The sequence below is a fragment of the Aeromicrobium sp. Root495 genome (assembly GCF_001426755.1).
Lineage (GTDB): Bacteria > Actinomycetota > Actinomycetes > Propionibacteriales > Nocardioidaceae > Aeromicrobium.
In genome coordinates, this window is record NZ_LMFJ01000001.1 from 2,463,397 (window position 1) to 2,487,740 (window position 24,344).

The window sequence follows — 24,344 nt, forward strand, 5'->3', positions numbered from 1 at the left end:
TCGCCTGAGTTGTCGATTTAACCGCCTGTTCTCCATCGTTGGACATTTCTTCGTTTTTGTCAACGAAAGAACAGAGTCGACAATCTGTGCGAGGTTGGTCTTCTCGCAGCTATGTCTTGTCCCGTCACTACTAGCGTCGGCAAGCCACAACTCGCAGGGCTCGGGAGTGAAACAGCGAGGCCTTCCCGCACTCGCCATAGGGGCGGTGTGCGCTCCGATCTCGCGAACAGGATGAAGCGGTCACTACCCTGGACGAGCAGGGGCGTTCATTGCAGCGCGCCGATGAGCAGACGGGCATTGCTCGCCTCTCTCAGAAATCCCATCATCACGAGCCAAGGCCCCAACGCCTCGCCAGGCCTGCGCAGCCGCGCCACCTGATTGCCGAGACGCCAACCCTCACTCCGGTCACGCACTTCCCGGAGGAACTCGACGCTGAGCGTCCTCGAGCTGAATGGGTCGGAGACTGTACTGGCTGTGCGAGTTCTCACCATGAAAACTGACATGGGCAGTGCAGTGATCCAAGCTGACGTCGCTCGAACTGTCGATGACGTGAGCCCGACCCTCAAGGTCGTCCCACGCCACTAGGTCGCCAAATCGGCGCAACGAGTGCCCAATGAGCCAAGAATCGGCGTACTCAGCGACGAATGGCCCAGCTGCGAGCAGACCTGGCTCGAGCTCATCGAGCGTGCGGAACTCGATTGGGGCGCCGGACTCGAAGAGGTCGCCGCGGCCCGCTGGATCGTCCGTAACCGAAACGAACTCGATGATGTTGTAGTCGAGCTCTGGGAGCCGCTTCGAGACCTCGAACTCATCCCACACCGGAATCATGTCCTCGGATACGTCGGTCACAATTAGACCGTCCAGGATGGGTGACCCGACGGGTAGGCGGAACCACCTCGACTCGCCTCGGATGTACGTGTCGTCGCGAACAGAGACCACGAGTGCTCGTGGTTCGTTTTCGTCGCTGATCGCCATCCGGAGATCGAGAGCTCCAGGAGTGCCACCCGGCAGGCCGCCCCAGAACGGTTCCGTATGGGCCGCAGAAAGGCCTCGCCTTAACGGTCTCACCGCAAACAGGTCGCATCCGTACTCGTCGAACACGGCCACAGCGGCGGGCTTCAACGGGTGCGCGAGCCCGGGGCGCAGGCCGCCCCCACCCTCCGGGACAACCCACCAAGCCCCTTCGTCTCGTAGCAGTCGAGTCTTAATCGGCCCGTTGCTCTGCTCGTCTGGCCCGCACGTCAGCAGACCCAGACGCTCACCTGCGTCGTCGCTGGCAAGCAGGATTGTCTCGAGCTGATGGCGAGACGGGCGACGAGTCGTCTTCGTTCGATCAGGAAGCCGCACTCCCCTGGCCCAGCTCGTGTCGTCACTGATCCAGGTCACCCAGCGTCGTGCAGCCTCGAGCTCGACTCCTGTCCCCTGAACCTCGCTCGAGAAGGCGACGCCTCGCGAGTCGGCGACGATCGAGGAGTAGGCGTCGAGACCATCGACAAGGCGCTCGTCGCACTCAGCCAGGTGATCCCACAACTCGCGAAGATGCTTCGTGGCATGCACCCAAGTGAGTCCAGCTCGACTGCTCGATTCATCGAGCTTATGTGAGCTCCAGATGATTCCTACGCACCAGCCACGCTCGTCGAGAACGAGGCGGAACCGAGCGAGATCCTCGAGTTCATAGGAGGGCCGGTCAGGCGGGAAGTACTTCAAGTGACGTGCGGGTCGAGCTGAATTCTCCAAGAGCTGGACCTCCTCGGGTCGCGGCTGAGCATGCCGATGCGGGTTGTGCGACGAGCGCAGAAATCATTAGTGCAAGGCTCGCAGACGTGGCACTGCGCTCCCGCTGAGCCAGTGCCGTAATCGGCCAAGACTCAATCTTCAGTTCCGATAGACCACGTCTTGCGGCATCTCAGTGTGACAGATATAAATGTCACATGGCAAGATCCTTCGCAGCTCTTGACGACCAGGCGCTCGACGAATTGCGGGGTCGAGTCCGGGACGAACAACTACGCCGGAGAGATCAGTGGCAACGCTGTCAGAACTGCAGGATCGGCTTCTTGGCACGGCGAGGTGCTCGATACTGTTCAGGCCGCTGCCGCACCGCCGCCTACCGTGGAAGGAGGACCGAGGCATGAGTTCTGATGTCCGAGTGGTCGCTTCCAAGCGCTACGGCACTCTCTCTCCGCTGCGATATCCAGGGGGTAAAGCCGCGCTCGCCGGCCTATTTGCTGACCTGATCCGCGAAGTCGGAATCGACGACTGCACTTACGTTGAGCCCTACGCCGGCGGCGCCGGGGCCGGGATAGCGCTGCTCCGTGAAGGACTCGTCAGCCGGCTGGTCATTAACGACATCGATCCTGCCGTCCACGCATTCTGGATGGTCGTCACCCAAGACAACGCAGCGTTCGTCGATTGGGTCCAGAACGTGCCACTCACGGTCGATGAGTGGCGTCGCCAGCGAGACGTCTACCGCGACCCGCGGAACACCCCTGACCTGCTTGGGCGGGCGTTCTTCTTCTTGAATCGAACCAACCGATCAGGCGTGCTGCGTGCTGGCGTCATCGGCGGCCTGGCCCAGACCGGCAACTACAAGATCGATGCCCGCTTCAATCGCGAGACCCTGGCGGATCGGCTACTCGCAATCGGAGAGGTCGCTTCAGTCATCGAGGTCACCGCGCTCGATGGTCGGACCGTCATCGGCCAACACGCACACCGCACCAATTCGTTCCTCTACATCGATCCCCCCTACGTCAAAGCCGGCGGACGCCTCTACCTCAACGCATTCGAGATGCGTGACCATCAGGCCTTGGCGGCAGCCGTCGACGAGGTCAGCGGCGCCCACTGGCTCATGACCTATGACAGCTCCCCCTACATCGCCAAGCTCTACGCGCGACACGCCCAGGCACAGTTGGATCTCACCTACTCGGCGACTCACCCCGGAAAAGCGACCGAACTACTGGTGGCATCTAACAATGTTTTCACTGCTCTCGGAAAGCTCACGGCTGAAACCGCACCAACATCAGCCTGAGAATTGACTCGCTCAGGCTGTACGCCTGTCTGACGTCAGCCTCCCTCACCGTGTAGTCAGGGTTGTGCGCCGCCGCGTTGAACCAGTTCTGGCTACCGGGCGTGGTCACGGGTCCACTGCGAATAGCATTTATCACGTCGCGGTGAGCCGCCTTGCTGCCGTATACGGTGTGAAGCTCGTCGACCGCCTGCTTAAGCTGTCCACTCACAGCATGAGTCGTTCCTGAGAAGTGGTACTTAATCGACGACTCGAGAACGAGTCGCAGGAGCATCGCGGTGGCCACGGGCGTCTTACGGACATTGATTGCTCTGAGCTCGATGATCCGTCGCGCCAAGTTCGTCGGTATCCCTGCGTCTGGCAGGCTGCTGATGTCGAATCCGCGCAGCGTGTCGGGGTTGTTCCGCCCCCTCTTCCCTCCCGCGCCATCGTCGGGTGGCGGCGGATCATCCCGCTCGGACCAGTTTCCGTTGTCCTCAACGTCTGCGTCGCCTCGGTCGTCGGGCTCTTCGTCCCCGGAACCACCCGGTCCGTCGAGGTCGGGCTCCTCCAGATCCCGACCATTCTGGGCATCCAGATCGTCCGGCGTTGGTGTCTGGCCGCCGGCAAGAAGAGTTTTGATTAGATCGTCTCGATGCTCGTGCCCCTTTTTGAACTCGCTCGACCGGGTATTCAATGTCTCGGCCCGGAAGCGCTGCATGAGGTACTCGACGGCGTCCCGCTCCCGCGTGCTCAAACCGGCGCCAATCGTCTTAGCCTTCCGACGAGCAGGCGAAATGCGATATCCGTCGAATACGACCCCGATGGCCGCCGCAACGTCGACGATTCGGTAGGCATACTCGAACGCCGACATCTTGAGGTCATCGCCGCGGGCGTAGTCATGGAGCGTCTTGTCCTTGAACTTGACGCCGTCGAGGAAATGTCGCATCTCAACCATGCGGAGGAATCGCACGATATTGACGTCAGGGTACATCCCCTTAAGATCCTCGACGTCGACCTTGGGGCTGAGGATCGAGTGGTAATAATTCGCCTGCTGATCCCGGCTCCACCGCTTCTTCGGCACGCCCGTATGGAGGCGGGCGATATGCGGCCGTGCAGCTTCGCGGCTGGGCGCGACGATAACCCTGATCACGGTCGGCATGTTGGGCACTTCAGCGGCATACCGTGTCAGCAACGCCCGAACATCTGCCTCATGCTCCGGCACTAGCGTCGGATCTTGAACTGCCTTGAGAGCGCTGACCCGTCGGTTTCCCTCGAGAACTATGTTGGCGCCATCTTCTTCGACCACGATCGGCACCTCGTTGTCGAAGTATCCGTCGCGGAGGAAGAGCTTGACCTGAGATACAACCTCTTCGGCTGCGAAAAGGTACCGCAGGGCAGCGAGTTCGTCATTCGGGCGGATTGGAATTCGGTAGTTGTCGAGGTCGAGGCGAAGCGCGTCGACCGAGACGTCAATGATCGGCAGTTGCGTGTAGGCCATTCCGGTTCCTCCCTGAACGAATCAGCCTCAGGAGCATGACACGTGTTCTGAGACATATCTGCCACAATCGACCCTTGTCACAGAGGTTCCTCGGCCACGACCCATCGTGTTGGTCGGCGTTCCGACATTCTGCGTCTTTCCCTGTTAGATTTTTCCACAGGTACGAACAGGGGTACGTCTCCGCAGGTCAGACCGCCCGGCTCACTCCCACTCGATGGTTCCCGGGGGCTTGCTGGTGACGTCGAGAACCACGCGGTTGACCTCGCGCACCTCGTTGGTGATGCGGGTGGAGATGCGCTCGAGCAGCTCGTAGGGCAGGCGGCTCCAGTCGGCCGTCATGGCGTCCTCGCTGGAGACGGGGCGCAGCACGACGGGATGCCCGTAGGTGCGACCGTCGCCCTGCACGCCCACGGATCGGACGTCGGCGAGGAGCACGACCGGGAACTGCCAGATGCTGGCGTCGAGGCCCGCAGCGGTGGTCTCGTCGCGGACGATGGCGTCGGCCTCGCGCAGGATGCGCAGGCGGTCGACGTCGACAGCACCGATGATGCGGATGGCCAGGCCCGGGCCGGGGAACGGGTGGCGGGCCACGATGGCCTCGGGGATGCCGAGCTGGCGCCCGACGTCGCGGACCTCGTCCTTGAAGAGGGCGCGAAGCGGCTCGATGAGCGAGAACTCGAGGTCCTCGGGGAGGCCGCCCACGTTGTGGTGGCTCTTGATGTTGGCCGCGCCCTCACCACCGCCGGACTCGACGACGTCGGGGTAGAGCGTGCCCTGGACCAGGAACTTGACCGGCGTGCCGGGCGTGGCCAGGATCTCGCGCTCAGCCGCCTCGAAGACGCGGATGAACTCACGGCCGATGATCTTGCGCTTCTCCTCGGGGTCGGTGACGCCGGCGAGGTGGCCGAGGAACTGCTCGGCCGCGTCGACGACCTTGAGGTCGACGCCGGTGGCGGCCACGTAGTCGTGCTCCACCTGCTCGGCCTCGCCCTGACGCAGCAGGCCGTGGTCGACGAAGACGGCGGTGAGCTGGTCGCCGACCGCACGCTGGACGAGCGCGGTGGAGACGGCGGAGTCGACGCCGCCCGACAGTGCGGAGATGACGCGGGCGTCGCCGACCTGGGCCTTGATGAGGGCGACCTGCTCCTCCACGATGTTGGCGCTGGTCCAGGACTGGCTGCAGCCGGCGATGTCGACGAGGAAACGCTCGAGCACCTCCTGGCCGTGCTCGCTGTGGAGCACCTCGGGGTGCCACTGCACGCCGGCGAAGCGTCGGCCCACGTCCTCGAACGCTGCCACCGGGGCTCCGCCCGTGGTGGCGAGCACGTCGAACCCCTCGGGCGCCTCGGTGACGGCGTCGCCGTGGCTCATCCAGATGCGGTGCGCCGAGGGGATGCCGTCGAGCAGGGTGCCGGGGCGCGAGATGGTGACGTCGGTCCGGCCGAACTCGGACAGCCCGGTCTGTGCCACGGTGCCGCCCAGGGCAGCGGCCATGGCCTGGAAGCCGTAGCAGATGCCGAAGACCGGGACGCCGCCCTCGAGCACGGTGGCGTCGAGCTGCGGGGCACCCGGCGCGTACACCGAGGAAGGGCCGCCGGACAGGATGATGGCGGCCGGCTTCTTGGCCAGCATCTCCTCGACCGGCATGCTGCTCGGCACGATCTCGGAGTAGATCCGCGCCTCCCGCACGCGCCGCGCGATGAGCTGGGCGTACTGGGCCCCGAAGTCCACCACCAGGACGGTGTCGTGGAGGGCCTCGGCGGCCTCTTCGGGAGTCGCCTCGGACAGGGTCTCGGGGGTGCTCGTCACGTGGCGATCCTAGCGTCACGAGATCTGCTCAAAACTTCTGGACGAACGTCGTAACCCCCATCCTCGGCCGTCGTTGAATCAGGCAGATCTAACTACACTCCCTCCCGTTAGATCACGTGCCCGCTCCTCGTGGCACGACAGAACCCGGCCCGTGAGCTCCCTCCAGGTCGGGTTCTGTGCGTCTGGGGGCCTTCCGGCCGGGTGTCGAGGCCTTCGGCCTTGCGCTAGGTTCGTGACGCAGGCCACAGATCAAAGGAGATCTCCATGACCACTCCCGTGAAGGTCGCCGTCACCGGCGCCGCCGGACAGATCGGCTACAGCCTCCTCTTCCGCCTCGCGAGCGGTGCGCTCCTCGGCCCCGACACCCCCATCCAGCTGCGTCTCCTCGAGATCACCCCGGCGCTCAAGTCGCTCGAGGGCGTCGTCATGGAGCTCGACGACTGCGCCTTCCCCACGCTCGAGTCCGTCGAGATCGGCGACGACCCGCGCCAGGTCTTCGACGGCGTCAACCTCGCCCTGCTGGTGGGCGCCCGCCCGCGCACCAAGGGCATGGAGCGCGGCGACCTGCTCGAGGCCAACGGCGCCATCTTCACCGCGCAGGGCAAGGCCCTCAACGAGGTCGCCGCCGACGACGTCCGCATCGGCGTCACCGGCAACCCCGCCAACACCAACGCCCTCATCGCGCAGCGCAACGCTCCCGACATCCCGGTCGAGCGCTTCAGCGCCCTCACCCGCCTCGACCACAACCGCGCCATCAGCCAGCTGTCGGCGAGGACCGGCGCGCCCGTGGCCGACATCAGCCGCATGACCATCTGGGGCAACCACTCGGCCACCCAGTACCCCGACCTCTCCCACGCCCTGGTGGGTGGCCGGCCCGCGCTCGAGGTCGTCGACGACCAGCCCTGGGTGCGCGACACGTTCATCCCCACCGTCGCCAAGCGTGGCGCGGCCATCATCGAGGCCCGCGGCGCGTCCTCGGCCGCCTCGGCGGCCTCGGCCACCATCGACGCCGCCCGCGACTGGCTCACCGGCAGCGCCGCCGACGACTGGGTCTCCATGGCCGTCGTCTCCGACGGCTCCTACGACACCCCCGAGGGCGTCGTCTTCTCGTTCCCCGTCACCACGAAGGACGGCGACTGGGAGATCGTGCAGGGGCTCGAGGTCGACGAGTTCAGCCGCGAGCGCATCGACGCCACGGCGCGCGAGCTCGTCGAGGAGCGCGACGCGGTCCAGGCCCTCGGCCTGATCTGAGCGCGGTCCGACGAAAGAACCGACATTCCGGTCGTCCTGGCGACCCGGACGTCGATCTCTTCGTCGTCTCGGCCGAAGGCAGATTCCTTCGTCAGCCACCGGGCGGGGGCGGGACCACGACGGCGAGGACGAGCAGGCTCGCGCCGAGCAACATCGTCCAGACCACGTCGAAGGCCTTGCCGCGCACGCGCAGCATGCCCACGTGGTCGGCCGGCACGAACACCCGCGCCAGGCTCGACACCACGAACGCCGCACCGATGACGGCCAGTCCGGTGCGCCAGGGGCCGGTGACCACCAGCACGAGCCCCACCGTGACGGCGACGAGGAGCAGCAGGTAGATCTGCGACCCGCGGCTGCGCGGCATGGGCACGTTCACGCGAAGAGCTTCTCGGCCTCGTCGACCACGTTGCTCAGGAGCATGGCGCGGGTCATGGGGCCCACCCCTCCGGGGTTGGGCGCGACCCAGCCGGCCACGTCGAGGACGCCGGGGTGGAGGTCGCCGACGATCTTGCCCTCGCCGTCGCGACTCACGCCGACGTCGAGGAGCGCCGCTCCGGGCTTGACCATGTCGGGGGTGATGATGCCGGGGACGCCGGCCGCGGCCACGACGATGTCGGCGCGGGCCACCTCCGCCGCGAGGTCCTGCGTGCCGGTGTGGCACAGCGTGACCGTGGCGTTCTCGCTGCGGCGCGTGAAGATGAGGCCCATGGGGCGGCCCACCGTGATCCCGCGGCCCACCACGACGACGTGCTGGCCTCGGATCGGGACCTCGTGGCGGCGCAGGAGCTCGACGATGCCGCGCGGCGTGCACGGGAGCGGGGCCTCCTTGCCGAGGACGAGCCAGCCCAGGTTGGTGGGGTGCAGGCCGTCGGCGTCCTTGGCGGGGTCGATGCGCCCGATGACGGCGTTCTCGTCGATGCCCTTCGGCAGCGGCAGCTGGACGATGTAGAGGGTGCAGGAGGGATCGGCGTTGAGACGGTCGATCTCGGCCTCGATCTCGGCCTGCGTGGCCGTGGCCGGGAGCTCGACCCGGATGGACTCGATGCCCACCTCGGCGCAGTCCTTGTGCTTGGCGTTGACGTACCACCGGCTGCCCGGGTCGTCGCCCACGAGCACGGTGCCGAGGCCGGGCACGAAGCCCTTCTCGCGCAGTGCCGTCACGCGTGTCTTGAGCTCGCCCTTGATCGCCGCAGCGACTGCCTTGCCGTCCAGAGTCCTTGCCGTCACGGGGTCGAGTCTTTCACGCCCGGCGCGGCAGTCCCCGCAGGCCCGCAGGAGAAGGTCCGGTCCACGGCACGTCGTCCGAGGGGTCACCCATCCACGACCCCGGACATCTAGACTCGGTCTCCTCCCCCCGCAGATCGAAGGACATCGCATGGCAACCCGCGCACAGCTCTCCCAGGAGCGCAGCCGACTGCGCCGCGACGAGCTGCTGGCGGCTGCCATCGAGCTCTTCGCCGAGGGCGGGTCCCGCGCCGTGACCCACCGAGCCGTCGCCAAGCGCGCCGGGCTCCCGCCGGCCACCACCACGTACTACTTCGAGTCCATCGAGGACCTCCTGCGCGAGGCCCTCGCCGACCACATCCGCACGTGGCGCAACGAGCTCGACCTGCTGTCGGGGCTCGACGACGTGGCCGCCATCGACATGAAGGTCGAGGACGCCACCACGCTCATCGCCCACGTGTGGTCGGCGCGCGGGCCGGAGGTGGCGGCCCTCGAGCTGGCCATCTACCTCGCCGCCACGCGCGACGAGGCCCTGCGCGACGAAGCACGCCTCGCGCTGGTGGGCTTCGAGGAGCTGGGCGCCCGCTGGTTCACCCTCCTCGGCATCCCCGACGCCGAGAAGATCGTGCCCTCGCTCCTGACCCTCATCGCCGGCACCGCGCTGCGCCGCCAGAGCGGCCAGTACAGCGAGGCCGACGAGGCCCGGCTCCTGAGCGAGGCCATCCGCGACCTCGTGGGCGCGCACCTGCTGGGCCGGGAGAAGATCGACTCGATCATCGCCGAGACCACCGGCGCCGCCACCGCCTGAGCAGCCCCCTGACGGCCGGGGCACCTCCCGAGCCCGGTGGGACCGGGAGGAGCCGCCGGCTCAGTGGAAGAAGTGGCGGGTGCCGGTGAAGTACATCGTGATGCCGGCTGCCTTGGCCGCCTCGACGGTCTCCTCGTCGCGCACCGAGCCGCCGGGCTGCACGATGGCCTTCACGCCGGCATCGAGCAGGATGCCCGGTCCGTCGGCGAAGGGGAAGAAGGCGTCCGACGCCGCCACGGAGCCGGCCGCGCGCTCCTCGCCCGCGCGGTCCACCGCGAGGCGGCACGAGTCGACCCGGTTCACCTGGCCCATGCCGATGCCCACCGACGCGCCGTCCTTGGCGAGCAGGATGGCGTTGGACTTCACGGCGCGGCAGGCCTTCCAGGCGAAGGCGAGGTCGGCGAGGGTCTGCTCGTCGGCGGGCTCACCGGCGGCGAGGACCCAGTCGCTCGGGGCGTCGCCGCCGCCGTCCACGACGGCGTCGACACGGTCGACCTGCTGCACGAGCACGCCGCCGCTGATGCCCCGGAACTCGACGGGGTCGGGGTTCTCGTCGGTGGCGCAGCGCAGGATGCGGATGTTCTTCTTGCGCTGCAGGACCTCCACCGCGCCGTCCTCGTAGTCGGGCGCCACGATGACCTCGGTGAAGATCTCGGCGACCTGCTCGGCGAGCGCCACGCTGACCGGACGGTTCACGGCGATGACACCGCCGAACGCGGAGACCGGGTCGCACGCGTGAGCCCGGCGGTGGGCCTCGGCCACGTCGGTGCCGACCGCGATGCCGCACGGGTTGGCGTGCTTGATGATGGCGACGGCAGGCTCGGCGAAGTCGTTGGCCGCACGCCGCGCGGCGTCGGTGTCGACGTAGTTGTTGTAGCTCATCTCCTTGCCGTGCAGCTGCTCGGCGGCCGCGAGGCCACCGCGCCAGTGCCGGTACAGGGCGGCGGGCTGGTGGGGGTTCTCGCCGTAGCGGAGCACGGCCGACTTCTCCCACGTGGCACCGGTGAACTCGGGCCAGCCGTCCTCGCTGGGCGAGTAGACGGAGGAGAACCACGACGCGACCGCGACGTCGTACGACGCCGTGTGGGCGAAGGCCTGCGCCGCGAGGTGCTTGCGCTGGTCGAGCGTGAAGCCACCGGCGGCCAGGGCCTCCTTGACCCGGCCGTAGGCGTCGGGCGAGGTGACGACGGCGACCGTCGGGTGGTTCTTCGCTGCGGCGCGCACCATGGACGGCCCGCCGATGTCGATCTGCTCCACGCACTCGTCGGGCGTGGCCCCGGAGGCGACCGTCTCGCGGAACGGGTAGAGGTTGACGATCACGAGGTCGAAGGGCTCGATCTCGAGGTCGGCGAGCTGCTGCACGTGGGACTCCAGGCGCGAGTCGGCCAGGATGCCGGCGTGCACGCGCGGGTGGAGCGTCTTGACGCGGCCGTCGAGGCACTCGGGGAAGCCGGTGAGCTCCTCCACCGGTGTGACGGGCACGCCCGCAGCCTCGATGGTCTTGGCCGTCGAGCCGGTGGACACGATGGAGACGCCTGCTGCGTGCAGGGCACCCGCGAGGTCCTCCAGGCCGGTCTTGTCGTAGACCGAGACGAGGGCTCGCTTGAGGGGTCGCTGGGTCATGGGGCTTCTCCGAACGTGAGGGTGCGGTCGTGGATCTGGAAGGGCTCGCGGGCGAGTCGGCCGACCCACTCCACGAGCATGGCGCGCTCGCTGGTCTTGATGCGCTCGTGGAGCGTGTGCTCGTCGTCGCCGTCGAGGACGGGCACCGCCACCTGGGCGACGATGGGGCCGGTGTCGACGCCCTCGTCGACCACGAAGAGGGTGGCCCCCGTGATCTTGACGCCGTAGGCCAGGGCGTCCCGCGGGCCGTGCATGCCGGGGAACGCCGGCGAGAGAGCGGGGTGGGAGTTGAGGGTGCGGCCGCCGAAGCGGGCGAGGAAGGCCGGCCCCGTGAGCTTCATGAAGCCGGCCAGCACCACGAGGTCGGGCTCGTGGGCAGCCACGGCCTCGGCGAGCGCCTCGTCCCAGGCGGCCCGGTCGGGGTGGTCGGCGGTGCGGACGACGAACGTGGGGATGCCGGCGCGCTTCGCGCGGGCCAGCCCCTCGATGTCAGTCCGGTCGGCTCCCACCGCGACGACGGAGGCTCCGTAGGCGCTGCCCGAGTCCGGGTCGTGCGGGTCCGGGCCGGTCGACGCGTCGATCAGGGCCTGCAGGTTGGTGCCGCTTCCCGAGACGAGGACGACGACGCGCGCTGTCGTCGGGGCTGCTGGCACGGGCCCCACGATAGTGCGCCAGGACCCCGCCGATCCCACCGCCCACGGCCAGGACCGGCACCGCGACCAGCAGCGACGTGAGCAGGGGCGGACCGGCCTCGGTGAGACGGCCGGGTCCGACCGCACCTCCGGAGATCCCGACGAGCACACCGACCACGAGGCCGGCCAGGGCACCGGCAGCCGCCGAGTACCCGAGACGTCGCAGGAGTGCGCGGTCGTCGCTGCCGGACGTGACGGCGGGAGGACGGGTGGACCAGCCGGCCACCACCCCGGCGAGCAGCGGCACGAGCGCGAGGAGGAAGACCCAGTCGGAGAACTCCCCAGGCGCCGGCAGGGCTGCGAGGACCGGCAGTCCGGGCACCGTGCCCAGGTGCGAGCCGGTGAGGTCGACGGACGTCTCGGTGCCGATGGCGAAGCCGGGGCCGATGAGTGCGGCCGTGGCCCAGAGGACGAGCGTGGGCAGGGCCAGCACGCAGACCAGGCCCAGCGCCACACCTCCCCCGGCGGAGGGCTGGAGCAGGGCCCAGAGGTCGGCGGCGCGGTCGAGGTGCCACAGGAGGAGCAGGGCCACGACGGTCGCTGCCGCGGCCAGCAGGACGGTGACGCCGCGGGCGGCACCGCGCACGACGGCGCGGACGTCGGCCCGGTCGGTGAACCAGAGCGCCTCGGCGCGGTCGGAACCGCGCGCCAGGCCGATGGCCGCGCCCAGGCCGCACACCACGAAGGAGGCGAAGGCCGCCCGCGTGACGGGGACCGAGACGGTGTCGGTGGAGACCACGCTCGCCAGGACCGCCGCGACCACGCCCGAGGTACCGGCCACCGTGGCGGCGAACGGTCCTACGTCGGCCTGCTCGCCCTCGGCGTGGGGGTCGACGCCCCAGCGCGAGGCCACGAGCGCCACGAGGGCGATGGCGAGGAGAGCGGCACCGAACGGCACGAGACCCAGCTGGGCACGACCCACCTCGAGGCTGCTGCCCTGGCTCACGAGCCAGCCCCGGATGCCGGTGCGCAGGACGGGGCCGGTGTCCCGGACGCCCGCGACGAGCGTCACGATGGTGCACAGACCGACGCCCAGCACGGCCGACGCGAGCGCGGTGGCAACACCGCGCCGGAGGTACGGCACGGCGGCCGCGCTGGACCGGGCCGTCGGCTGGGGTGGGGGCACCCATCCATCCAACCTGTAAAGTCGGGGTGTTTCACCCAGGCACGCCGAACCCACCTGAGGAGGGGAAGCGATGACTCGCGTCGACGAGTTCAACAGCTTCTACTCATCGACCTCCCGTGACGCCCTGAGCGTCACGTACGCCCTCTGCGGCGACCGCCAGGTGGCGCTCGAGGCCACGGCCGACGCCTACCGACGGGCCTGGCGCGACTGGTCCAAGATCCGCGACCGCTCTCCCCTGGCCTACGTGCGCAACGAGGCCTGGAAGCTCACGGCCGTCAGCCGAACCACCCACCCCCTGCGCCGCAAGCACGAGGAGGGCGCCGACACCGAGCTCCTCGGGGCCCTCGCCGACCTCCCCTCCGACCACCGTCGCCTCATCGTCCTGCTCACGCTCGGCGACACCGACCTGGAGCAGGCCTCGCGCGAGGTCGGCGTCACGGCCGAGGACGGCATCGAGGCCGTCACCACGGCCCTCGACCGGCTCGAGAAGGCCCTCGAGCAGCCCCTCGACGTCCTGGAGCGTCGCACGCGGGACCTCGGCACGGTGACCGGCCGGCTCGAGATGCCGCCGTCGGCCGACATCCGCCAGGCCGCCCAGCGCGGCCGGATGCGCAACACCGTCCTGCTGGTCGCGGCCGCCGTCGTGCTCGTGCTGGGCGGCGGGTTCGTGGTGTCCGACGGCGACGCTCTCGCCTCCCGCGCCGACCTGCCGCGCCGCGAGAAGATCGGCGACGAGCGACCCGACATCGTGCTCGAGGCCCGCAAGCTCAGCGAGGACAACCTCCTCTCCACCCGGCAGATCGGCAGCCTCGGCGCCGGCGAGGCCTGGCGGACCGTCGGGACCGACGAGAAGGTCGACGCCAAGACTCCGTACGCCACGTGCCCCACCCGCCGGTTCGCCGGCGACGACACCATCAAGGCCTACGTGCGCACGTACGCCGGCGCCGGACCGGCCAAGGCGCGCGCCGCCCAGTCCATCGAGGTCTCGAGCACCTCCCAGGAGGCCGAGGCCGCCTACCGCACCACGGTGGGCTGGTACGCCGACTGCGAGCACCCACGGGTGCAGCTCGTGGGCTCCTACGTGGTGCAGCGCCCCTTCGGCGACTTCCGCATCCTTCGGCTGCGCTCGCACCGCTCACCCGAGCGGACCTTCACCGTGGGGTTCGCGCACTCCGGCCGCGTGACGCTCACCCTCGTCCACGAGATCGACGGCGCCAAGGGCCCGTCCGTCGAGCAGTTCACCCGGACCCTCAACGCCTCCGTGGCCAAGATCTGCAGCGACAGCGGCGGCCGGTGCACCGACGACACCGAGGTCGTCAAGGCCGCTCCGCCTCGTACGTCCACGGCACCGACGTTCCTCGGGATCGTCGACCTTCCGCCCGTGGCCGACGTCGACAAGGTGTGGTCGGGCATCGCGCCCTACACGCCCAAGCAGAACCCGGCGGCCACCGTGTGCGACGCGGCCGACTTCGACAGCGACGAGGTGCAGGACGTGAAGTCGCGCGTCTTCGTCATCCCCGAGGCGCCGGAGCTGCCCCAGGAGTTCGGCGTGGCCGAGACGGTGGCCGGCTTCGACTCCGACGACGACGCCAAGAAATTCGTGGACAAGGTCGAGAAGAAGATCAAGGCCTGCCCCGACGACAACCTCGCAGCCGACGTGAAGGACTCCGACAAGGTCAAGGGCGCCGGCCTCGACGGTCGCGCCTGGCGCATCGCCTTCGAGGTCTCCAAGAAGAAGGTCGTGGAGAACCGCATGGCGATCGTCCGTCGCGGCTCGCACGTGGCGCAGCTGACCTTCACGCCGGTGGGCCGCTACGACATCAGCCAGAAGACGTTCCGGGCCCTCGCCGAGCGCGCCGGTCAGCGCCTCGTCTACGGCGAGACCGACTGACCCGCCCGGCGGCCGAGCTCACCGTCCCGGACGGTGCGCGAGACGGAGCCACCGCACACGACGAAGCCCCCGACCCATCAGGGCCGGGGGCTTCGTGCGTCAGTCAGGTCAGAGCGACTGCAGGATCTCGCGCATCAGGGCGGCGGTCTCGGACGGCGTCTTGCCGACCTTGACGCCGGCGGCCTCGAGGGCCTCCTTCTTGCCCTGCGCCGTGCCCGCACCGTCGGAGACGATGGCGCCGGCGTGGCCCATGGTCTTGCCCTCGGGTGCGGTGAAGCCGGCCACGTAGCCCACGACGGGCTTCGTGACGTGCTCCTTGATGTAGGCCGCGGCCTTCTCCTCGGCGTCGCCACCGATCTCGCCGATCATGACGATGGCCTTGGTCTCGGGATCGGCCTCGAACGCCTCGAGGGCGTCGATGTGGGTGGTGCCGATGATCGGGTCACCACCGATGCCGATGGCCGTGGAGAAGCCGAAGTCACGGAGCTCGAACATCATCTGGTAGGTCAGCGTGCCCGACTTGGACACGAGACCGACCGGGCCCTTGCCGGCGATGTTGGCCGGCGTGATGCCCGCGAGGGCCTCGCCCGGCGTGATGATGCCGGGGCAGTTGGGGCCGATGATGCGCGTCTTCTTGCCCTGGGCGTAGGCCCAGAACTCGGCCGAGTCCTGCACCGGGACGCCCTCGGTGATGATGACGAGCAGCGGGATCTCGGCGTCGATGGCCTCGACGACCGCGTCCTGCGTGAACGCCGGAGGGACGAAGGCGACCGACACGTCGGCGCCCGTCTTCTCGATGGCCTCGCTGACGGATCCGAAGACCGGCAGCTCGACCTCGGCGCCGGAGGCGTCGGTGTGGGTCACGGTGGTGCCCGCCTTGCGAGCGTTGACACCGCCCACGACCTGGGTGCCGGCAGCCAGCATGCGGGCCGTGTGCTTGGAGCCCTCACCGCCGGTGATGCCCTGGACGATGACCTTGGAGTCCTTGGTCAGGTAGATCGACATGTCAGCCCCTTCAGCCGTTAGCCAGCTCGGCGGCCTTGTCGGCCGCTCCGTCCATCGTGTCCACCTGGGTCACGAGCGGGTGGTTCAGCTCGTCCAGGATCGCGCGTCCCTCGTCGACGTTGTTGCCGTCGAGACGGACCACGAGCGGCTTCTTGGCCTCGTCACCCAGGAGCTCGAGAGCGCCCTTGATGCCGTTGGCCACCGCGTCGCACGACGTGATGCCGCCGAAGACGTTCACGAAGACGCTCTTGACCTGCGGGTCGCCCAGGATGACGTCGAGGCCGTTGGCCATGACCTCGGCCGAGGCTCCTCCGCCGATGTCGAGGAAGTTGGCGGGCTTGACGCCGCCGTGCTTCTCGCCTGCGTAGGCCACGACGTCGAGGGTGCTCATGACGAGACCAGCGCCGTTGCCGATGATGCCGACCTCGCCGTCGAGCTTCACGTAGTTGAGGCCCTTGGCCTTGGCCTTCGCCTCGAGGGGGTCGGCCTCCTCGTGGATGACGAAGTCCTCGTGGTCGGGGTGGCGGAACTCCGACGCGTTGTCGTCGAGCGACACCTTGCCGTCGAGCGCCTCCAGCTTGTCGCCCTCGAGACGGGCGAGCGGGTTGACCTCGACGAGCGTGGCGTCCTCCTCGACGAAGGTCTTCCACAGCGCCTGGACCATGGCGACGGCCTGGTCGGCGAGCTCGGCCGGGAACTTGGCCTCCTCGACGATGGCGCGGGCCTTGGCCTCGTCGACACCGGTGCCGGCGTCGATGGGGATCTGGCGCACGGCCTCGGGGTTGGTCTTGGCGACCTCCTCGATCTCCACACCGCCCTCGACGCTCGCGATGCAGAGGTAGCTGCGGTTGGAGCGGTCGAGCAGGAAGGAGAAGTAGTACTCCTCCACCGGCGGCGTGGCCGGCGTGACGAGCACGCGGTTGACCGTGAGGCCCTTGATCTCCATGCCCAGGATGTTGGAGGCGTGCTCGAAGGCTTCATCGGCGGTCTTGGCGATCTTGACGCCACCCGCCTTGCCTCGTCCACCGGCCTTGACCTGGGCCTTGATGACGGTGACGCCACCAATCTCCTCGGCTGCGGCCTTCGCCTCGTCGGCGGTCGTGACGACCTTGCCGAGCGTGGTGGCTACCCCATGCTTGGCGAAGAGCTCCTTCGCCTGATATTCCATCAGATCCACGGTGATGTCCGTCCTTGGTTGTCCGTTCGCTGCGCACCAGGCCGACAGGCTGCCGACGGGCGCCGAAACCTTTGCGACTGTAGCCCTTCTGCATAGGGTGAAGCGCGTCGGGTAGGTCACAGTCATGCGGAACGGCGGGGAATGAGATGGCGCTCACGAGGATCGGGGCGGGCGACGTGACCCTCGAGGTGGAGGTCGGCGGGGCGCCCGACGGACCCCTGGCCGTGCTCGTGCACGGGTACCCCGACCAGCGGCGCGTGTGGGACCTCGTCGCGGCCGACCTGGGCGCGGACCACCGTCTCGTCACCTACGACGTGCGCGGCGCCGGCGGGTCCACGGCGCCGTCGTCGCGCGCGGGGTACCGACTCGCCTCGCTGGTCGACGACCTGGTCGCCGTCCTCGACCACGTGGCGCCCGACGGCGAGCCCGTCCACCTCGTGGGCCACGACTGGGGCTCCATCCAGCTGTGGGACGCGGTGCTGCACGAGTCCGACGACGAGCGCCTCCGCGGACGCATCGCCTCGTTCACCTCCATCAGCGGGCCGGCCCTCGAGCAGCTGGGGCGGTTCCTGCGCGACACCTCGAGCAGGCAGCGGCTCCCCACGCTCGGCAGGCAGCTGCTGCGGTCCTGGTACGTCGGGATCTTCCAGGTCCCCGTGGTCCCGGAGCTCGTGCTCGCGGTCCTGGCCGGGCCGGTCCGCCGCGTGCTGGAGACGACGCAGCGCATCGACCCCTCGCACTGGGGCGAGTCGTTCGGCCGCGACGCCCGCCGGGGCGTCAACCTCTACCGCGCCAACCGGGTGCGGTTCGGTCGCCCCGTCACCCGGGTCGCCGTCCAGCTCGTGGTCCCCACGAAGGACGCCTTCGTCGGGCCCGCGCTCCTCGCCGGGATCGAGCAGCTGGCACCCGACCTGAGGCGCGTCGACGTCGTGGCCGACCACTGGGTCGTGCGGACGCAGCCCGACGTGGTGGCCGAGGCGGTCCGCTCGTTCGTGGCCGACGTCGGCGCCCGGCTCAGCGCGCGAGAGGCGTGACGTCCACGTCGTCGGCGTCGAGGTCGGCCAGCGCCCGACGCACCGCATCGACCGTCTCCTGGCTCACGACGGCCTCCACGGCGTCCTCGGCGACGGCCGACCGAGCCACCTGCTCGGGCGTGAGCCCCGTTCCCAGGTACACGACCTCCTGACCTGCGGCGAGGCGCTCCCGGGCGGCCCGGATCGCCTGCTGGTCGGGGTCGTCGCCGGCGACGGCCACCACGACACGCAGCGGACGGTCGGGGGAAGGCGTCATGGCGGCAGCGTAGCGACGCCGTCCGGGTGAGTCCCCTCACAGGCACGGGCTGTTCTGGCGGCGATGCCGGGGGCGAACCCAAGGATTCCCTGAATCGACTTTGTACCCCCCGTGCCATCGCCTATGGTGGACAGGTCCTGCCCCCCTTCCTGGAGGTTCCTGAGTGAGCCCGTCCGCGCCGAAACGCCGGCTCGACGTCCGCCAGACCCCTGGGGCGCGCAGCACCGGCACCGGCCGCAGGGTCGCCTCGCGAGCCCGCCGTCGTCGCAGCACGTTCAAGCCCTCCCCGGCCATGCTCGGCGCTCTTGCGCTCGTGGTCGCCGGACTCGGGTCGGCCGCGTTCTCCTCGCACGCCGACCAGGACGCGCTCCGCGCCAACTACCAGACCATCTCGGCCGACTACACGGGCGACGGCAACGAGGTCGACTACACGCGGTCGTTCGACCGCGAGGCCACCAAGCGCCAGACCGCTCAGCAGGCCGCCGGCAAGATCAAGGCCGACGAAGAGCTCAAGCAGGCCGTGCAGTCCAACGTCAAGAAGATCAAGGCCAACACCTGGGTCCTGCCGGTCACCGGCTACCGCCTCACGGCCCGCTTCGGTCAGCGCAGCGCGCTGTGGTCGACGGTCCACACCGGCCTCGACTTCGCCGGGCCCTCCGGCTCCACGATCGTCTCCGTCGCCCAGGGCACCGTGAAGTCCGCCGGCTACGAGGGCGCCTACGGCAACCGCACCGTCGTCACGCTCCTCGACGGGACCGAGGTCTGGTACTGCCACCAGAGCCGCATGGTCGTCCAGCCCGGCGACAAGGTCGGCCCCGGCCAGATCATCGGCTACAGCGGCTCCACCGGTAACGTCACCGGCCCGCACCTCCACCTCGAGATCCACCCCGGCGGCGGCGCCGCGGTCGACCCCGAGCCGGTCCTCCGCGACCACGGCATCACCCCCTGACCCCCCCCTTCCCGATTTGTGACCTTGTGGTCGTCATTCGGGGCGAATGACCGCGCCTTGGTCACAGACCGCGAGCGATCTCGTGCCATCCGGCGCCGAGCCACGGCGGGGCACCGTCGTAGCCGCGTCGGACCAGCGCCTCGAAGATCCTCGCCACGACCGACGTCGGGTGCTGCAGGTCGGCCGCGGTCACGACGATGACGGTCCAGCCGGCAGCCTCCAGCCGCTCTCGGCGGAAGATGTCCTTGGCGCGCTGCTTGGCGTCGCGTTCGTGGTGCCAGCCGTCGTACTCGACGACGATCCTGTGGTCCGCCAGCACGAGGTCGCCGCGTGCCAGGAAGACGGGACCGTCGAGGATCTGACGGTTGCACTCCGGTTCGGGCAGACCGGCCAGCACCATCAGCAGACGAACGTCGGTCTCCCGGAAGGAGTCGACGCCCGCCCGGACCAGCACCGCGGCCCGTCTCGCGCGGACGACACCGTCGAGGTGCGAGTCGATCGTGTAGCCGATCAGGGTGTCGACGCTCGTCAGGCCCGCACGGACCAGTGCGTCCCCGGCCCGCACGAGGTCACGGACTCCGAGCAGGGTGGCCGAGTCGACGAAGCTGCGATCGGGACCGAGGCACGGCAGACCGCGAACGTCCCGACGACTGAGTCGATGGTCGCGGCGATGGAGGGTCACGTCGGCGTGCTTGGTCTGCGCGTCCGTCGAGGTCGAGACGTGGAACGGCCGGAGCGGTCCCAGCTCCAACCCGTAGAGCCGGAGCGCAGTCAGGTGGCTCACCGCCGCGTCGTCGGGCAGCTCACGAAGCACGGCAGAGGCCTGGTCGACGAGGGTCGGGACCGTCTCGCGGTAGCGGTAGACGCCTCGCCGGACGGCCACCACGTACGGTCCCCGACGTTGGGCCGGCGTCAGTCCGGCCGCCTCGGCCTCAGCCGTCGTGAAGACCCGACCACGCAGCACGTCGGGAAGTCGAGGCGGTCGGGACACGTCGACGAGTGAACGCCGCGGGACCCCCATCTGGCGAGATCGCCCTCCACAACGACCCGGTCTGTGACCGTCCTGCTGCCATCCGCCCCGAATGACGACCACAAGGTCACAAATCGGGGGGGGGCTAGAGCTTGGAGACGGGGGCGTAGCGGAGGAGGAGGCGCTTGACGCCGGAGGAGCCGAAGTCGATGCTGGCGACCGCGTTGTCGCCCGAGCTCTCGATGGTGACCACGGTGCCCAGGCCGAAGGAGTCGTGGGTGACGCGGTCGCCGGCCTCGAGCGACGGGACCTCACGCGTGCGCCTGCTGCGGGCCGCGACGGCCTGCGAGCGGAACGCCGGGGCCGACGACGAGCGCGCCGTGGCGGTCATCTGGCGGGTCCATGCGCTGGCCGCCTGGGCCTCGCGACGCCAGTCCAGGAGGTGGTCGGGCAGCTCGTCGAGGAAGCGCGACGGCGGGTTGTACGAGGGTGCGCCCCAGGCCGAGCGGCTGGAGGCGCGGGTGACGTACAACCGCTCGCGGGCCCGCGTGATGCCGACGTAGGCCAGGCGGCGCTCCTCCTCCAGCTCCGAGGAGTCGCCGAGGGAGCGCATGTGCGGGAAGACGCCGTCCTCGAGACCCGTGAGGAACACGACGGGGAACTCCAGGCCCTTGGCGGTGTGGAGCGTCATGAGGGTGACGACGCCGTCGCCCTCGTCGGGCAGCGAGTCGGCGTCGGCCACGAGGGCCACCTGCTCGAGGAACGCCGCCAGCGAGCCCGGCTGCGGAGAGCCCTCCTCGACCTCCACGGGGTCCTCGTCGTCGTCGTCGTCGATCGTGCCGGCGTCGACGACGAACTCGCGGGCCACCGCGACGAGCTCGGCGAGGTTCTCGACCCGCGTCTCGTCCTGGGGGTCCTTGCTCTGCTCGAGCACCTCGAGGTACCCGCTGCGCGTGAGCGCGGCCTCCAGGACGGCGTCGGCCGGCTCGCCCGAGGCGGCGAGGTCCATGAGGCCCTGCATGACCTCGGCGAAGCCACGGATCGCGTTGGCCGAGCGGGCGGCCAGGTGTGCCTCGTCGACCCGCTGCATGGCCTCCCAGAAGGAGATCTGCTCGCGCGCGGCGAGCCGCTCGAGCCCGGCCTGGGCGGTGTCGCCGATGCCCCGCTTGGGCTCGTTGATGATGCGACGCATGGAGACGACGTCGCTGGGGTTCACCAGGACGCGCACGTAGGCCAGCGCGTCCTTGACCTCCTTGCGCTCGTAGAAGCGCACGCCGCCGACGACGCGGTACGGCAGGCCGACCCGGATGAACACCTCCTCGAACACACGGGACTGGGCGTTGGTGCGGTAGAAGACCGCCACGCCCGAGGGCTTCACGTCGGTGGAGTCGGTGAGCCGGTCGACCTCGTCGGCCACGAACTGGGCCTCGTCGCGCTCGTCGTCGGCGACGTACCCCACGATCTGCTCTCCGTCGCCCTGCGCCGACCACAGGTTCTTGGCCATGCGGCCCTCGTTGCGCGCGATGACCGCGTTGGCCGCCGAGAGGATGGTCTGCGTGGAGCGGTAGTTCTGCTCCAGGAGCACGGTGGACGCGTCGGGGAAGTCGTCCTCGAACTCCATGATGTTGCGGATGCTGGCCCCACGGAACGCGTAGATGGACTGGTCCGAGTCGCCCACCACCATGAGGTCGGTCTCGGTGTCGCAGAGCTCGCGGATGAGGGCGTACTGCGCGTGGTTGGTGTCCTGGTACTCGTCGACGAGCACGTGCCGGAACCGACGGCGGTAGGTCTCGCGGACGTCGGGGAAGGCCTGCAGCAGGTGGACCGACATCATGATGAGGTCGTCGAAGTCCATGGCGTTGGCCGCCTTGAGCCGCGCCTGGTAGAGCTTGTACGCCTCGACGTACAGCTCCTCGGTGGGGTTGGTGGCCTTGGCGCCGGCCGCCTCGTGGTCGACGAGCTCGTTCTTGAGGTTGGAGATCCAGTTGAGGACGGCCCGCGGGTTGACCCGCTTGGGGTCGTACTCGAGGTCGCGGCACACGAGCGTCATGAGCCGGCGCTGGTCCGCGGCGTCGTAGATGGTGAACGACGACGTGTAGCCGAAGCGGTTGGCCTCGCGGCGCAGGATGCGCACGCACGCGGAGTGGAACGTGCTCACCCACATGACGCGGGCCGCGCCGCCCACGAGGTCGGCCACGCGCTCGCGCATCTCGGCCGCGGCCTTGTTGGTGAAGGTGATGGCGAGGATGGAGCCCGGGTGGGCCCCCCGCGCGGCGATGAGCCACGCGATGCGTCGCGTGAGCACGCGCGTCTTGCCCGAGCCGGCGCCCGCGACGACGAGCAGCGGCCCGCCAGGGTGGCTCACGGCCTCGCGCTGGGCGTCGTTGAGCCCCTCCAGCAGCGTCTCCGAACGAGGGCGACGCCTCTCGGGACGGGCCTGCTCGCCGGGTCGAGGAGCGGCGGCGTCGGGCACGGGGAACGGAAGGGTCATCGTCGTACCAGCCTAGTCGGCCGATCCGACACGCCGGAGGCCCCTCGGTCGCCTCAGGACCCCAGGAGGTTGGGGTCGCGCCACGTGCGCTCGAAGGGCAGGCGCCAGGCGCGCGGGGCGATGAGCTGGTGCACGGAGTTGGGTCCCCAGCTGCCCGGCGGGTAGGCGCGCACGGGCGCCGGGTCGTCGAGCAGGGGCGCCGAGACCTCCCACAGGCGCTCGATGCCCTCGGCCGTCGTGAAGAGTGTGCGTTCCCCCTTCATGGCGTCGAGGATGAGGCGCTCGTACGCCTCCAGGACCTCGCCCGCACGCTCCGTCTCCTGCATCGCGAACTGCATCGAGAGCTTGTCGAGCTTGAGCCCCGGGCCGGGACGCTTGCCGTAGAACGAGAGCGACATCTTGGAGGAGTCGGCCAGGTCGAACGTCAGGTGGTCGGGTCCGGCGAGCCCGACCCCCGATCCGCTCGGGAACATCGACTTGGGCGGCTCGCGGAACGCGATGGAGATGATGCGCGCGCCCTCGGCCATGCGCTTGCCGGTGCGCAGGTAGAACGGGACACCGGCCCAGCGCCAGTTGTCGATCTCGGCCTTCAGCGCGATGAACGTCTCGGTCTCGGAGTCGGGCGAGACGCCCGGCTCGTCGCGGTAGCCCTGGTACTGGCCGCGCACCACCGAGGCCGACTCGAGCGGGCGCATGGAGCGGAAGACCTTGTTCTTCTCCTCGCTGATGGAGTCCGAGTCGAGCGAGGTGGGCGGCTCCATGGCCATGAACGCCAGGATCTGGAACAGGTGCGTGACCACCATGTCCTTGAAGGCGCCGGTCCCCTCGTAGAACCCGGACCGCCCCTGGAGCGACAGCGTCTCCGGGACGTCGATCTGGACGTGGTCGATGAACGTGCGGTTCCAGATGGGCTCGAAGAGACCGTTGGCGAAGCGGAAGGCCAGGATGTTGAGGGCCGCCTCCTTGCCCAGGAAGTGGTCGATGCGGAAGATCTGCTGCTCGTCGAAGACCTCGTGGATGCTCGCGTTGAGCGCTCGCGCCGACGCCAGGTCGGTGCCGAAGGGCTTCTCCATGATGATGCGGGAGTTCTCGACGAGGCCGGCCGCATCGAGCGTGTGCACGACGTCGAGGGCCGCCTTGGGCGGCACGCTCAGGTAGTGCAGCCGTCGCGGCCCGCCTCCCAGCTCGGCCTCCAGCTTCGCCGCGGTGGCGGCGAGGGCCTCCGGCCCGTCCTTGACGTTGACGTAGTGCAGCTTGGGTGCGAACTCGTCCCACTGCTCGCTGCGCAGGGGGCGGGTGCCGAACTCACGGCACGCCTCCCGGGCGAACTCACGGAAGCTGTCGTCGTCGAAGTCGTCCATGCTCACGCCGATGATGCGCGAGTCCCCCGCCAGCTTGGACCGGAGCAGGTGCAGGATCCCCGGCAGGAGCTTGCGACGCGCCAGGTCACCGGTGGCACCGAACAGGACGATGAGGTGCGGCTCGCTCATGCCGTCAGATTAGACCCGCGAGGTTGCGTCGGCATGAACGCCGACG

The 24,344-nt window shown here is 69.1% G+C and carries 20 protein-coding genes; 6 read left to right on the forward strand and 14 right to left on the reverse strand.

Annotated features, from left to right (window positions below; genetic code table 11):
- Positions 1 to 405 precede the first annotated feature (405 nt).
- Positions 406 to 1,707, reverse strand: coding sequence for a hypothetical protein (locus ASD11_RS18185; protein ID WP_156464706.1), 1,302 nt, complete (start codon positions 1,705 to 1,707; stop codon positions 406 to 408).
- A gap of 421 nt (positions 1,708 to 2,128) precedes the next feature.
- Between ASD11_RS18185 and ASD11_RS12315 the strand changes: the two genes are divergently transcribed.
- Positions 2,129 to 3,025 (forward strand): DNA adenine methylase, encoded by an 897-nt coding sequence (locus tag ASD11_RS12315; RefSeq protein WP_056287532.1) that lies wholly within the window; start codon positions 2,129 to 2,131, stop codon positions 3,023 to 3,025.
- Here ASD11_RS12315 and ASD11_RS12320 read toward each other — a convergent pair.
- Both ASD11_RS12320 and guaA read right to left on the reverse strand, forming a co-directional pair.
- Positions 2,994 to 4,502, reverse strand: coding sequence for a hypothetical protein (locus ASD11_RS12320; RefSeq protein WP_056287533.1), 1,509 nt, complete (start codon positions 4,500 to 4,502; stop codon positions 2,994 to 2,996). The two genes, ASD11_RS12315 and ASD11_RS12320, sit on opposite strands and share 32 nt — an antisense overlap.
- A gap of 201 nt (positions 4,503 to 4,703) precedes the next feature.
- Positions 4,704 to 6,290, reverse strand: a complete 1,587-nt coding sequence (gene guaA, locus ASD11_RS12325; protein ID WP_056288861.1) for a glutamine-hydrolyzing GMP synthase — start codon at positions 6,288 to 6,290, stop codon at positions 4,704 to 4,706.
- 285 nt (positions 6,291 to 6,575) lie between these two features.
- Here guaA and ASD11_RS12330 point away from each other — a divergent pair, with 285 nt between their 5' ends.
- A complete protein-coding gene (locus ASD11_RS12330; RefSeq protein ID WP_056287536.1) occupies positions 6,576 to 7,562 on the forward strand; it encodes a malate dehydrogenase in 987 nt (328 codons plus the stop codon).
- Positions 7,563 to 7,653: 91 nt separating this feature from the next.
- Here the strand turns inward: ASD11_RS12330 and ASD11_RS12335 are convergent, their stop codons facing one another.
- Together ASD11_RS12335 and ASD11_RS12340 are read right to left on the reverse strand one after the other, a co-directional pair.
- Positions 7,654 to 7,938, reverse strand: a complete 285-nt coding sequence (locus ASD11_RS12335) for a DUF3017 domain-containing protein (RefSeq protein WP_056287538.1) — start codon at positions 7,936 to 7,938, stop codon at positions 7,654 to 7,656.
- On the reverse strand, positions 7,935 to 8,789 hold the full coding sequence (locus ASD11_RS12340; protein WP_056287539.1) for a bifunctional methylenetetrahydrofolate dehydrogenase/methenyltetrahydrofolate cyclohydrolase: 855 nt from the start codon (positions 8,787 to 8,789) through the stop codon (positions 7,935 to 7,937). Before ASD11_RS12340 ends, ASD11_RS12335 begins: the two co-directional genes overlap by 4 nt.
- A 148-nt stretch (positions 8,790 to 8,937) precedes the next feature.
- On the opposite strand from ASD11_RS12340, the gene ASD11_RS12345 reads away from it, so the two are divergent.
- Positions 8,938 to 9,594: a TetR/AcrR family transcriptional regulator gene (locus ASD11_RS12345; protein WP_056287541.1), complete on the forward strand. Its 657-nt coding sequence runs from the start codon at positions 8,938 to 8,940 to the stop codon at positions 9,592 to 9,594.
- 60 nt (positions 9,595 to 9,654) lie between these two features.
- On the opposite strand, the gene purH is transcribed toward ASD11_RS12345, so the two are convergent.
- From purH to ASD11_RS18675, 3 genes are read right to left on the reverse strand one after another with little or no spacing between them, the layout of a single operon-like run.
- Entirely contained in the window at positions 9,655 to 11,217 is a 1,563-nt protein-coding gene (purH, locus tag ASD11_RS12350; protein ID WP_056287543.1) for a bifunctional phosphoribosylaminoimidazolecarboxamide formyltransferase/IMP cyclohydrolase, read from the reverse strand.
- Complete coding sequence (gene purN / locus ASD11_RS12355) at positions 11,214 to 11,810, reverse strand: phosphoribosylglycinamide formyltransferase (protein ID WP_235503356.1); 597 nt, start codon at positions 11,808 to 11,810, stop codon at positions 11,214 to 11,216. The genes purH and purN overlap by 4 nt, the downstream gene beginning before the upstream one ends.
- Positions 11,707 to 13,035: a cell division protein PerM gene (locus ASD11_RS18675; RefSeq protein ID WP_235503315.1), complete on the reverse strand. Its 1,329-nt coding sequence runs from the start codon at positions 13,033 to 13,035 to the stop codon at positions 11,707 to 11,709. Before ASD11_RS18675 ends, purN begins: the two co-directional genes overlap by 104 nt.
- A gap of 70 nt (positions 13,036 to 13,105) precedes the next feature.
- On the opposite strand from ASD11_RS18675, the gene ASD11_RS12360 reads away from it, so the two are divergent.
- On the forward strand, positions 13,106 to 14,926 hold the full coding sequence (locus ASD11_RS12360) for a hypothetical protein (RefSeq protein ID WP_056287546.1): 1,821 nt from the start codon (positions 13,106 to 13,108) through the stop codon (positions 14,924 to 14,926).
- Positions 14,927 to 15,034: 108 nt separating this feature from the next.
- On the opposite strand, the gene sucD is transcribed toward ASD11_RS12360, so the two are convergent.
- Both sucD and sucC read right to left on the reverse strand, forming a co-directional pair.
- Positions 15,035 to 15,931, reverse strand: a complete 897-nt coding sequence (sucD, locus tag ASD11_RS12365; RefSeq protein ID WP_056287547.1) for a succinate--CoA ligase subunit alpha — start codon at positions 15,929 to 15,931, stop codon at positions 15,035 to 15,037.
- 10 nt (positions 15,932 to 15,941) lie between these two features.
- A complete protein-coding gene (gene sucC / locus ASD11_RS12370) occupies positions 15,942 to 17,108 on the reverse strand; it encodes an ADP-forming succinate--CoA ligase subunit beta (protein ID WP_056287549.1) in 1,167 nt (388 codons plus the stop codon).
- Positions 17,109 to 17,254: 146 nt separating this feature from the next.
- On the opposite strand from sucC, the gene ASD11_RS12375 reads away from it, so the two are divergent.
- A complete protein-coding gene (locus ASD11_RS12375) occupies positions 17,255 to 18,142 on the forward strand; it encodes an alpha/beta fold hydrolase (RefSeq protein ID WP_082554332.1) in 888 nt (295 codons plus the stop codon).
- On the opposite strand, the gene ASD11_RS12380 is transcribed toward ASD11_RS12375, so the two are convergent.
- Positions 18,123 to 18,398, reverse strand: a complete 276-nt coding sequence (locus ASD11_RS12380) for a hypothetical protein (protein ID WP_056287551.1) — start codon at positions 18,396 to 18,398, stop codon at positions 18,123 to 18,125. The two genes, ASD11_RS12375 and ASD11_RS12380, sit on opposite strands and share 20 nt — an antisense overlap.
- Before the next feature lie 163 nt (positions 18,399 to 18,561).
- On the opposite strand from ASD11_RS12380, the gene ASD11_RS12385 reads away from it, so the two are divergent.
- Positions 18,562 to 19,347 carry a M23 family metallopeptidase gene (locus ASD11_RS12385; protein ID WP_156464707.1) on the forward strand — a complete coding sequence of 262 codons (786 nt, stop codon included), beginning with the start codon at positions 18,562 to 18,564 and terminating at the stop codon, positions 19,345 to 19,347.
- A gap of 61 nt (positions 19,348 to 19,408) precedes the next feature.
- On the opposite strand, the gene ASD11_RS12390 is transcribed toward ASD11_RS12385, so the two are convergent.
- From ASD11_RS12390 to zwf, 3 genes are all read right to left on the reverse strand, one after another.
- Positions 19,409 to 20,338 (reverse strand): DUF559 domain-containing protein, encoded by a 930-nt coding sequence (locus ASD11_RS12390; RefSeq protein ID WP_162246481.1) that lies wholly within the window; start codon positions 20,336 to 20,338, stop codon positions 19,409 to 19,411.
- Between the two features lie 124 nt (positions 20,339 to 20,462).
- Complete coding sequence (gene pcrA, locus ASD11_RS12395) at positions 20,463 to 22,808, reverse strand: DNA helicase PcrA (RefSeq protein WP_056287557.1); 2,346 nt, start codon at positions 22,806 to 22,808, stop codon at positions 20,463 to 20,465.
- A gap of 53 nt (positions 22,809 to 22,861) precedes the next feature.
- On the reverse strand, positions 22,862 to 24,298 hold the full coding sequence (gene zwf, locus ASD11_RS12400; RefSeq protein ID WP_056287559.1) for a glucose-6-phosphate dehydrogenase: 1,437 nt from the start codon (positions 24,296 to 24,298) through the stop codon (positions 22,862 to 22,864).
- Between the last annotated feature and the right edge of the window lie 46 nt (positions 24,299 to 24,344).